Annotated in this window: 5 protein-coding genes and 1 pseudogene; all 6 read right to left on the bottom strand. The window is 45.2% G+C overall.

Annotated features, from left to right (window positions below; all coding sequences use genetic code 11):
- Positions 1–1,840 precede the first annotated feature (1,840 nt).
- Positions 1,841–3,712, bottom strand: a pseudogene (locus tag ACRBG0_RS19760) (hypothetical protein); the annotation flags it as partial.
- A gap of 3 nt (positions 3,713–3,715) precedes the next feature.
- Positions 3,716–5,818 (bottom strand): hypothetical protein, encoded by a 2,103-nt coding sequence (locus ACRBG0_RS19755; protein ID WP_431488581.1) that lies wholly within the window; start codon positions 5,816–5,818, stop codon positions 3,716–3,718.
- Positions 5,819–5,822: 4 nt separating this feature from the next.
- Positions 5,823–8,714 (bottom strand): DUF6603 domain-containing protein, encoded by a 2,892-nt coding sequence (locus ACRBG0_RS19750; protein ID WP_431488580.1) that lies wholly within the window; start codon positions 8,712–8,714, stop codon positions 5,823–5,825.
- 10 nt (positions 8,715–8,724) lie between these two features.
- The gene (locus tag ACRBG0_RS19745) at positions 8,725–9,189 is read right to left on the bottom strand and encodes a hypothetical protein (protein ID WP_431488579.1); all 465 of its coding nucleotides are present in this window, start codon (positions 9,187–9,189) and stop codon (positions 8,725–8,727) included.
- A gap of 84 nt (positions 9,190–9,273) precedes the next feature.
- Positions 9,274–9,849, bottom strand: a complete 576-nt coding sequence (locus ACRBG0_RS19740) for a hypothetical protein (protein WP_431488578.1) — start codon at positions 9,847–9,849, stop codon at positions 9,274–9,276.
- Positions 9,850–10,117: 268 nt separating this feature from the next.
- A partial coding sequence (locus tag ACRBG0_RS19735; RefSeq protein WP_431488577.1) for a hybrid sensor histidine kinase/response regulator transcription factor occupies positions 10,118–11,637 on the bottom strand: 1,520 nt, incomplete at its 5' end.

Here is an 11,637-nt window from a genome sequence, read left to right as displayed (position 1 = left end):
GTAGTGAAAAATGTAGGCCACTGGGCCCGATGAGATGAGGACTGGAAACAAAAAACACTTCCATCTGTTCCATCGCTTCCGTATAAAGATGAGGGGGGATATCAAGCGCTTTAACGGGCAATAAGCCTGTGGTTAGGGTCACCTTGCCCCTTGGGTCGAATAGCAAACTAATCTTGAGTGGATCGTCATCCAGGGTTTGGAATTGATTGACGGGTTCGTGCCCCTGATGTTTTTCTTCCCCTTCCGTTTCGTTGTGCCAAGCCTGTAGGGCTGCATCGTTACCAAGGTGGGTGTCGATATAGGGCGTTTCCCGTTCATCAGAAGAGGGGGAGAAGAAGGTGTCGTCCTTATAGCTGCCGTCTTCATTTTCGACCCAATAGCCAACGACGGCATCGTTCAATTGGTCGTGCTCGCCTATTCTAATCGGAAACTGGACTTTGGTAAATTCAGTGGTTTCTCGCACCCGTCTTTCCATATCGAGGCTGAATACATCCCATCCTTGGTGGATAGCAGCTGGCGCTCTCAGTGTTAAATCAAGTGAGGCTCTAACTAGCGCCAGCGGCCTGCCGATCAATTGGGCGATGCTATTGTGCTGCCCAAAAGTGTCTGGTTCGATATTATTCAGCGCAGAATCAATAGACGCCAGAAAATGAGTTAAGAAATGAGGGTCTTTACCTGCTCCGCGCAATCCTTCTTTTATGCGTGTTGCCAGGAAATACATCATTTTATACAATTGCTCGTTGATGCCTGGTGGAACGGCTTCTTCCCAGTTTTTAAGGTTGGTATCCAATAGTGATTTCCCCTGTGTGCCAGGGGCAGGCTTCCAATCGCCATCGGTTGAGCCAAAAGCTCCCAGTGCTTTTCCTGTTGCGTCAAAAACCATAAGGCTTTTGTCTAGCTTATTGGTCATTACCCATCCACAAATAGGGCTGTAATGCTTCAGCTGATTGGATTCAATCTGTTTTTCAATAGCGGATAACCAGCGGAAATGAACCTGCGCTGCTTGTAGGAACCGAGGTCGGAGTAAAACCTGATGTGGGCTCCCCGGAGCTTCAAGGTATTCGCTAGTGATCAACCTCCCTTTGGTATTAATATCCAGGTCAATGGCTTGCCCAAAGGTGTCTACCACTCTCAGGTGGGTAATGGATAACTTACCGGCCCGTAGCGGGTTAAAGTCGTTTTGCGGGAGCGGTGCGCGAAGAGAAGCCCTGCCGACGAGTCTTTCTACTCTTTTTGTGAAATCACTGGAAAAGGATTTTACCGTGTTATTTGCGGGTACTTCGGCCAGTTCCACAGCTGTAAGCGATTCAATAATATAGTTATGCAAAGTTTTGGGTAAATGGTCCTCAATGAGGCCCTTTAAGGGGGTATTGCCATTTCCGGTGACCGAAACGGTACTGGGAAATGCTAAAGGGTCTTTGATTTTTAGTTCCAGGCTTTCCTTTCGCATGAGCAAGCTCTCGTTGAAGCCACCCAAGGCTTGCGAAAGGGTATGTAAACCCCCATCGGTAAGCTTTTCGTAGGCCAACTCGGCGGTTTTGTACAAGGAGACATTGGTGTTCTCCGCTTTCCCAAGGTAAATCTCCAATGTCTCGGCCATGTACTTACTGGCATAGGGAGTAAGAATCGAAGAACCGGCATAGATACTGGCAGAAGGCTTATAGTTCTCGCCCTCGAACCGATAGCTTACATCTGGATCATTTTCCTTCAACCTGAAATTGTCGGTAATATAAGTAGCGGCGAAATCTACGGAGTCTTCTTTGGTGTTTGCGCCGTTTTTGACCCCTAGGAGTTGCGTTTTCCATTCCAGAAAAAGAGGGTTCCAGGATTGGTCCATCNNGTTCCAGGATTGGTCCGTCCATGTTTGAAATGCAGGATGATTCACCCCCGATGGGATTTGCCGTGCTATTTGGTCAATCTTAGTCCAGAACACGGAAAGTGATTTCTTGCTAACAATAGCTTCAACGGTTTCGGGGTGCGTTAATACAGCACAAGGCAACCTGCCATCGGAGGCATGGCTGCCGTCCTTACCATAACGGCTACTGGCCTGAAGAGCCGGACCTTCTACTAGCACGACAGGGTCTTTGGGTTTCCAGAACCGAGGCCGTGGTTTTTCAACGAGCGTAAATTGGGGAGCTACTAGTGTTTCTTCTTCCTCCAAATCTCGATTGAGTTCTTCTTGTTTTGCGATATTTAGAACCCTGGCTTTATCTGTTAGGCGGCTATTGATTTTAGCTAATTCGCCGCTTAGTTCCGTATGTTTTCTAGCCAGTAAGTTTTCCAGGTACTGGTTGAGGTGAATAAGGTCTTCCAGTGTCTCAATGTCCGCTTTCTCAATATAAAATTTGAGTTCATCGACATCCTGATCTGTACGCCAGGATTGCTCGGGAGGGTAGGCGCAAACCATGTATTTGTACCAGTCGGCATATAACTGTTCTTTGAGGCTGTCCGTTTTTCGAATGGCCTGGTCATATTCCAATTGCAAACTGTTTAATTCACTAAGGAGCCCGCGCATGTGATTCCACATTGTGTCTGCGGTATCATCTTTTATTTTTTCATCGCCTTCTTTTTGTATGATCCAATAGAAGCCTCCGTCTTCTGCGGTGAATCCTTTTTCGTGCTGATACTGCCGAAAACGGGCTTCTCCATCTAACTGATCTTCTATTTTGAAACCCATCAGTAAGGCCTCCAATTGGTTTTCTATACGAAGCTTATGCTTTGCCACTTCTGCCTCAGTTCCTCCTTTTTCGTCCGAAAGGTTTTTGGCGAGGTAGGCAGAAAGTGCTTCGGGACCGGTAATTCCTACGGCGATTTTTACATCATCTCCCGTATCGTCAGATAGGCTTTCTCTCATCTCTCCCAGCGCTGTGTTGGGGGTGAAGGTGATTCGGGAATAGCACAGCATCTCGGTTGGGACCGTTTGCACACTAGTAACTTGTTGTCCTCCGGAAGAAGTCGACCATTTGAGTGTGTCGAGGAGGTGTTGCTGCTTTTTGACCTCCGCAGTAATACTGGACAGTTGCTTGTTTAGAAAATCATTGCCGGGATCACTGTACCAGCCTATCAGGTCATACGCTAAACCGGTAGGCGGCGGGCCGGTCATCTCCGAATCATGGAAACCAAATACACTGTGGCAATTAGGATAAAAAGCAGCGAAAGTGGGTTCTCCGTAGCCAAAGATAGTGAGCTCAGGATAGTAAATATTCTCAGCTGATGTGCTGATGTCAAAGATTTCAAATGGCAAGGATTTACCCATAAAACGAAAGGGGATATAGTCGGTCTCTCCCGGCTGTTGTGGTGCCGGATTGGGAACACAAACCATGTTTCGTCCTTCTTCTGTTTTTGTAAGAAAATCACTTAAGACAATCCATTCTTTTAGGGTCTTACCGTTTAGGGATTTTCTAATGAGCCATCGGTTAGGCACGATGGGAAAGTTAGTTTTATGTTCCGGATCGTTTTCGATGGTTTGCCCTCTGGTGAGTGCATCGGGCAAGCTCCAGTGCAGATGTATCCCTGGCTGTAAAAGAAAGTTGTTATTTTGGAAAGGTTTGGATATAATTTCTTCGCTGATATACGGATTGTTAGGATTGAAATCATGTCCATCGGAAGTATAGGGCAACTTGCTGAAATCTGCTGTTGCCTGTACCACCACACGTTCATGTTCTACATAAAGCGCATCCAATTGTACCGGCACCATGAGTATATTTCCCATTGCTTAGTTTGCTTTTTGGCTGGTTATTCTAACCTTGGACGCACCTTCCATCATCTGCATTGCAAAATGCGCAGAACAGAAGGATTCCCCGGCAGACAAATGCAGTTGGTTATTTTCCACCAGTTTGTCCCTGATTGCATCAGTTAATCCCTTGATATTAATGACTCGTTCCTCATGGGAGTGGAAAGGAATGGCTTTGATTTTCATGTCCTCTTCTTCCTGCTGTTCCCTACCGTCATCATTGCGCAACACCTGCCAGAATTTGCCGGTATATTCATTGTTACTATCACCTGGCAGGTCCTCGTCGAGGTCGCCATCTTCGTCTAGACCAAAATGAAGAGTATCTGGTGGCAATGAAAAATCCACCGTATTCACCTTACCCTGAAAGAAGACCATCAAGACTTCTTCAGAGAGATGAGCAGCGCTTAAGAGAGGGAGTGGCGTATAGGTTTTGGTGGCGTTTTCGTCCAATGGTTCACCGGAATCGTCTACCAATCGGGTATTATAACCATGAATCAACATATCCGCCCAGCCTCGGAGAACGCTCGATCTGAGTAGGAAACCGGTGGTTTCTTGCCCTTCGTGATGGTGTACCTCTTCGTTATTGGTATGCTTTGTGATCGCGATGGTATCTTCCCCCAAGCTGTACGCGCCGTCTAGTAGGCAATCCATCCATCTTGGATCGAGGCTGAAAAAGCGGATAGATTCTGGCGGCAGCATGGTGTCATGAGGGATTAGGTAGGAGGTAGGCACACCTTCCAGACGCTTCAATTGGTAGAAAAAGGTCTCAATGATGGGCGGAATGTCACAGCTAGCATGCTTGTGATCAGGGGACAGCCGCTGGTGAAGGAGAATTTCTTCTGCCTGTTGTAGTGCATAGGCAGCGTCAAATAGGTCAGAAGCATCAACTTGCAGCAAATGCTCACAATTAGTCAAGCGTTCTTTTTTGAGTTCTTTGATTCGTAGCTCCTTTTTCCAATGGAAAAGCGCCATCGCAAATCGAGGATCTTCCAGTGCTAGTTTTCGTCCTAATTCCCAGGCCGCAGCATAGGCGACATCAAATAAGCCATAGTCCGAATGATAATGCAAGAGTTCATCCGCAGATGCAGCTGGTAGGGCAGGGGCAGGCCAATGTAAAAGAGCAGGAGACAAGGGCCCATGATACCAGGAAATGGTCTTTTGGCCCATCCGCATCTCATGACGGAGTGGAATAAATCCCTTTTCGAGAAATTCTTCACCGGTTGACGTTACCGTCGGAGGAAGCCGGAATGTTCCGACGCTTAAGTATTCCAGTGTTTCACTGAATCCTTGCCGGGCTTCACTACATTTGAACGTCCAGCTGTGAAGGCTGACCAGCGGGACAAGGTCTTTCTGCGGCAAGGAGCGTGAACCATTTGGGTATCTACCTTCTAAGGAAACTAGGTGTACAGTAGTGGCACTGTTTTCTTTGGGTAATCGATTAGCCATCACGGTAGCTTTTTCACCACCGATCACCTGTCCATCCTTGCTGTTGAGTCGGATATGCGACAGGAACGCCAAGTCTTCATAGCGGGGAAGGATGGTTTCTAGTACTTCTTTTTTTACGTGAATGATACTGACCTTGTCTTCTTCGGGCTTCTCGTTTTCAGGGTAGATACCTCCAAGAATATTTGTCCAGCTACCTCTGTCATAATACAGTTCCTCCAGATGGGCCAAGGAAAGTACTTCTTCTTTTGGCGTTTCATCTTCATCAAATAATAGCAGCGCCAGCCAAGAACTCGCCGAGACTGATGCTGCCGTAGCGTCAGGTAGCCTTTCCCACGGAAGTGTACTTCTGTTGAGAATAATGTGAGGAACAACAAGGTGATGATCACTAAATGAACCGGCAGGTGGATAAAAGGAATGAATATCTGTTGGCGAAAGGCGAAACCGATTTCCGCGTACACTGAAGAGTTGTTCTTTGGTAAACGTTTTGGTTAGGGCAGGGGTGACTGACCCTTTTGCTTTCATTTCGAGCTTTTGCTCCACGACTATTTTATAGTCTCCTGATTTTAGAGGAGGCTGATGGTATTGAATGAATTTGAGTGCTTCGCTTTGCGGACTCAATGGTGTTGATGTGTTGTCCATGGTGCTAAGGTTGGTCTTCTATGATTAATGGCGTCTTGAGAAAACAGTCTTCATTAATCTCGAAGAGATCTAGCTCCTCCTCCTCAAAAGAAAATGCAGCCAGTAGCGCTGCCCTGTCCTTAGCGGGGTGATAAATAGTGGTGCTTATGTCTGTCAATTCGCCATTGTCGCGGTAATTACTTTCAGTAGGAGGTAGGATTTTAAAGTGATTGTCATTAGCGGACATATCCACCTTCATGATATCCTGATCAATAACCTTTGTGGTTCCTGGAGATGGAGGTTTTGCCGGTGAAATTCTGAAACCAGCAAGGATGTTTTCAATCGTGCCCTTGGATTTTGTCAAGTCCGGATTACCAGGTGTTGGGCCAGCTTCTTGCCAAAGTGCTTTGGGGAAGTTTTGGGTAATGGGTTGGAATAGGAATTGGTCATTATTGTTGATTAATCCTTCATTGCCTCCCTCTTTATAAATGGTAATGGTTTGGCAAGAAGAAGCAATCTCGTCTCGGGTTAAACCGATTGGTTCTATACCGAAAGTGCTGATGTGCTCATACTCATCATATTGTGCTGCTATGGATTGGTTTGGATCTACTTTTATTTTCCCATTGGGGATATCCCCCTTCTGAAGTGGAATTACCGAGCCCGTAGAGAGGACAAAATCTTTGGGGTTGATGATCCAGCGTGCTTCTTGGTCACTGGAGCCGGTAGGGATTAACCCGTTATTGATAAGTACCTTGCAGATGTCTTTTTCTTTGGGTAGAAAAGAAGTTTGAAATGCTTCCCAATTGATAAAAGAACGGAGCGGTGAGCTGGATGCTCCAAAAGATACATCAATGGTACATATACCAATGTCTATGGCGGCGGTGCCTTTCATTTCCGGCCCTGAAATATGTACGTCTGCGCCTACATCTACCGTGATGACCAAGTCGAAAAATGCGAAACTTTGTTTGTAGCGAGCCCCCACATTTACATGAAAACGGGCATCGTAAAAATAAGGTTCCCAGGAAATCAGGAAATCGGCACTTACAATAAACCAGGCACTGATACTCCCCTTCTTATAACTGGCTTCCAGTCGACCGCCAGCCATACACATGCTGGGCGTCATTGCAAAATACATTTCGCCTTTGATCACCACATTCTTGTTCACATTCCAATTGAAGGCGAGGCGTGGGACATCAGGGTAATGGGCTGGTTTTTTAAAATCGGGGTGGTATCCGCCCATAGATTGAACGAAATCACCCTCGTGGGCAGAACCTTCAAACCAGGAAAAGAAGGCAAAACCTCCGCTGAGTACACAATCTTTAGAGAGCACATAAGAGCCTTCGCTTAACCGAGCCTCTATGCCGAGAAAACCCTCGCTGGGAATAAAGGTGCCCTTGTATGCCATCCGTACTTCTGCAATTATAGAAGAGGACTTTTTCTTCCCTTTTTGCTGGACAGGAAAAGTGAGTTTAGATACCCCCAGTATATCCAGGCGGAAGTCCGGTTTTTTACCCAACGACGCAATCATCAAAGCAAAAGAATCGACCAGCTTAAAGGAGTTGAATTTTACGCCCAGTGCAAACCAATAATCACCTAAGGAAGGCGTGATATGCTGAGAAAGGCTTGGCAAAATATCAACAGGATTCCTGGAAACCCCTGCCGGAGCCATTGCCATGCGCACAAATGGAAAATTCGCTACTTCTTCAACTTCGGGAATAATTACCCTGCGGTTGTAGCCAAAGCCTGCTGCGAGGCCCTCCACCGCAAAGAACGCTGGCCCGCCGAGTGCCCCTTCATGTAATGCAAATACAAAAAGAGAAGGGTCACCATTGACCGTAGAATAACCTCCCAGTGCCGAAAGCGTAAAGTCTTGCGCCTTGATCATGGCCGCTCCGCTGAAGGAGAGCTTGCCATCTGGTGTTTTTTCTTTAAGAAAGCCACCACTGATTTCCATTGGCGGCTTTTTTACGCTCATCCCTAAGCCAGCAAGGCGGACACTGGGCATTTCAACTTTACCCGCGAGTAAGGAAGAAAGATGAAAACCAGCCCCCAGTCCAATGAGACTTACGGTGAGGCCTCCAAGGTTTACATCACCGCTGACCAAGAGGGCAAGTTCGCCGTTTTGATAAGAAAGCCCTAAAGCTTTAATCAATAAAGGTCCGGCTTTTTTGTTTAATTCAAACCATTTTTCTGAAGGTGCCAGCGATGCAGGTGTGGTGGTCGTTGAACCACTAGTTTCATTGGTATTTGATGATGAACTTTCCGGACTTTGATCTTCCGTTGTTTCTCCCAAATTCAAGGGGCGATCAAGCACAGGTAGGCAAAAATGACCAAGGAGATTGAAGCCTGCTTTTACACATTTGGTAAACGGATCAGGCGCTATGTTTCTGGGGATAGCAATTCCATTCGCGCTAGGAGCGGACAGCCTTGGAATAGCAAAGGCGTCCATACTTTCTGAAGCGTATAGGAAGCCAAGCTTATCCAGCCCCATACCAGCTACCTGATTACCGACCATTGGCAAACTGCTCAGGCTGAAATAACCGGATTGAATGCCAAAGGCATAGCGACTATTGTTTGAACCGACTGCTGATTTGTAATTAAAAACAAACTGAATTTCCTGCTGATTAACAGTGGTTAATGCAATGAAATTCAGTTCCCCTTTGCCAGTATCATAGGAGACGTAAATGTCTTCTAAATAAAGGTCGGGAATCAGTTCTTCCGGGACCAAAGAAATACTTCCTACTGAGGTTTTTTTTAACAGATCATCGAGAATATTCCTTAATGGCAGGTTTAACCCTGCAGTCTGTCCACTGAAGACGTAAGAAGAGTTGGCCTCACCGCTGCGGTAGTCTGCCGATAGCGCAACACGCTTGCCGGCAATCAGGAAATCTAACAGCAGTTTTACACGTAAGGCCATTGATGAAAAATTAATTATTGGTGTCCGGAATACATACTATATCACTTTCAGAAAAGGAAAGGGCCGACTGAAATTTTAGTCCAATACCAACCGCAAGATTTTCGCTGCCTGGGACTAATGCCAGTCCGGCATCTACTCTCGGATTGTGAATGGATAAATGCACTTTTCCAGAGGTGGTGATAGATAGCTTTGTAATTAGGATGGTTACTTTAGTGGTATTGGTATCAGTGGCCGGATAGAGGCCTTGGAGCAGTTTTTTCGTCTGTGTATCTGGCGCTATCAACAGAAGTAGTTCTGACAAAGGCATTGCCTTACTTCTCAATGTCTGGGTATTCACCGGATCAGGGATCTCCAATTCAAAAGCAGTGTGTTGATCAATAGCTAGTCTCTTTGCTGAATTACAGTTGATAGCAGCTGTATTAGCGAAGAGAACAAGCTGAAAAGTACCAGTACCTATTGTAATAGAAACTTGCATATGTATGGATTTTAGGCATTGCCTGGTGCTTTTCAGTATTTACTAGCTATTGATCAACCATCGCTATTTATTTTCGTGCTGTTCCTAAGAAGTTATAGGCGTGCTGGTAATTGCAAATTCCTGATCATAGCCAATCCCCAGACCAAGATTTCTGACGGCCAATAGATTGGTAATTGCATCCGGAACGGATATCATGTTATAAAAATCATCCGTAAGATTGGCTCTCACACTGAAGGTGAAACTCAACTTACCTTTTTCAGCTGTGGGCGGTGTATCTCCTACTATTTTGGAGGTCGTAAAGGACAAGTCCCATAGGTCAATTTCAATACCCTCCGCAACACCTGCTACCGCTGTGAAAAAACTTTGCAGTTCTTTAATCCCTGTGTCCCCAATTTTGTCAGCTATGGCAGCGAAAAAATCTTCAAGAGCGACGGTAATCACTTTTCCTTTTTCCATCTTGAAGGACAGGTTGAGCATTAAGTCTTTTAATTGCTCGGAATAGCTAGTAGCCATACTAGCGGCTTGATCAGCTACCGTCGTAGCTCCTTGAGCAGCAGCTATTGCAACTGATTTAGCTGAGGGAATGGCATCAGACTGAAGAATGAGCTGTTCGCTGCCAATGCTCAGGCCGATGGAAAGGTTATGAATTCTTGTAGACATGAGTAAGGTGTTATTGGTTGAGAATTGTAGCTGACAAAAATTGAGTGCTCCGCTTTGAGTATTAAATATTACGGGATTGGCCAAGCAATTTAACCTGCTTGTTGGTACACCAAAGCCCGACTTTCCTTGTACGATGTAAAGAAAGGCTTTCATACCCTGGATGGCTTTCACTATTTCGGCAAAAGCTTTAGCTATATCGGCATTTATTAAAAAGGAAAGGAAGAGAGTTGAAGGCAGGTGTTTTATGTAAGTGCCTGTTTATTAATTATTAGCGAAAGGTATTTGGAGCCGCACCAAACCTTTTAGAGAATGTGCTGGAGAAATAAGCAGGACTGGAGAATCCTACATGATAAGCAACCTCAGAGATGTTTAAGCTTGTTGTTTCGATTAATATTTTAGCTTTTTGCAAGCGAATATTTCGAATAAAAATGGATAAGGTTTGGTCCGTAAGCGCTTTTATTTTGCGATTTAATTGTGATTCACTCATCGCCATTTGTTGGGACAGTTCCTGGTTGCCAAACTCAGAGTCATCTATGTGTTCCTGGATGATAAGGCTTGCTTTTTTTAGGAATAGAGCTTCAGGAGAATTGTCAACTTTATCTTGTGCAGTATCCAAGAGTGCTGTAAAGTCGGATGAGGCATATTTTTCTTGCAGGCTCCTACGTAGTTCAACCATTTTCGCCAGCCGGATAAGTAGTTCTTCTTTTAGGAAGGGTTTTGCAAGGTAAGCGTCTGCCCCTGCTCCGAGTCCTTCCATTCGAGAAGGGATATCAATTTTGGCAGTAAGCAAAATGATGGGAATATGGTTCGTTCGTTCGTCTCCTTTTAGTTTTTGACAAACTTCGAAACCGTTTTTCTCGGGCATCATCACATCACTGATAATGGCGTCCGGGATAGACGATAGCGCTCTTTCGATACCTATGGCACCATTTTTAGCCCAATCCACGGTATAAAAATCTTGCAGGCAGGCAGTGATATATGCAGCTACGTCTTCATTGTCTTCAATGAGTAACAGTAATGGGAGTTCATCTGCTTCTATGGCATCATCAACTGTTAATGGTCGCTTTTCATTAGCTGCGCGGAGTCCCAGCGGTGTTAATGGAAGGGAATACTCCTGCACAACTATCGGCGCATGATTGGAAATAGGTAAACTTATTGTAAATGTTGTTCCCTGGTCAGTTGCGCTATCTACCTTGATGTTTCCGCCCATTAATTCAACCAATTCCTTTGTCAAGGTCAGTCCCACGCCTGAGCCTGTTTTGTTGCTTCCTTTTATCTTGTGATTTGGGGTGTCAACCTGGTAAAAGCGATTAAATATATGAGCTATGTTTTCCGGCGATATTCCAATACCATTGTCTGAAACGGTGATGATTAGTTGTTCCTTTATTTGCTTAACATCAAACAGGATTTTGCCCCCTTCTTCAGAGAACTTTATTGCATTGGTGAGTAAATTTGAGGTGATTATTTCCAGCTTTTTCTCATCAAAATCCATCATTAGGTGATTTGCATTTGACTGAAAGACTAAGGTTAGTTCGGTACGTTCGGCATAGGATTGCAAGGACTCCATGAGGTATTTCAAATATGGAATAATATCTGCTTGAATCATGTCCAATTTAAGATGACCAGATTCGAGTTTTGCCAAATCCAATATCTGATTGACAAGTCGCAATAAGCCTTGACTATTTCGGACGATGAGTTCCTTGGTTTTTGAGTTTTTCTTGAGCAAGTCAGCCATACCGAGAATGACAGTCAGCGGGGTACGAAATTCATGGGTGATATTGGTATAAA

Origin of the sequence: Lewinella sp. (genome assembly GCF_050633125.1) — a bacterium.
GTDB lineage: Bacteria > Bacteroidota > Bacteroidia > Chitinophagales > Saprospiraceae > Lewinella.
The sequence above is the reverse complement of the archived record's forward strand: the minus strand, read 5'-3'. Positions and strand labels throughout refer to the sequence as shown.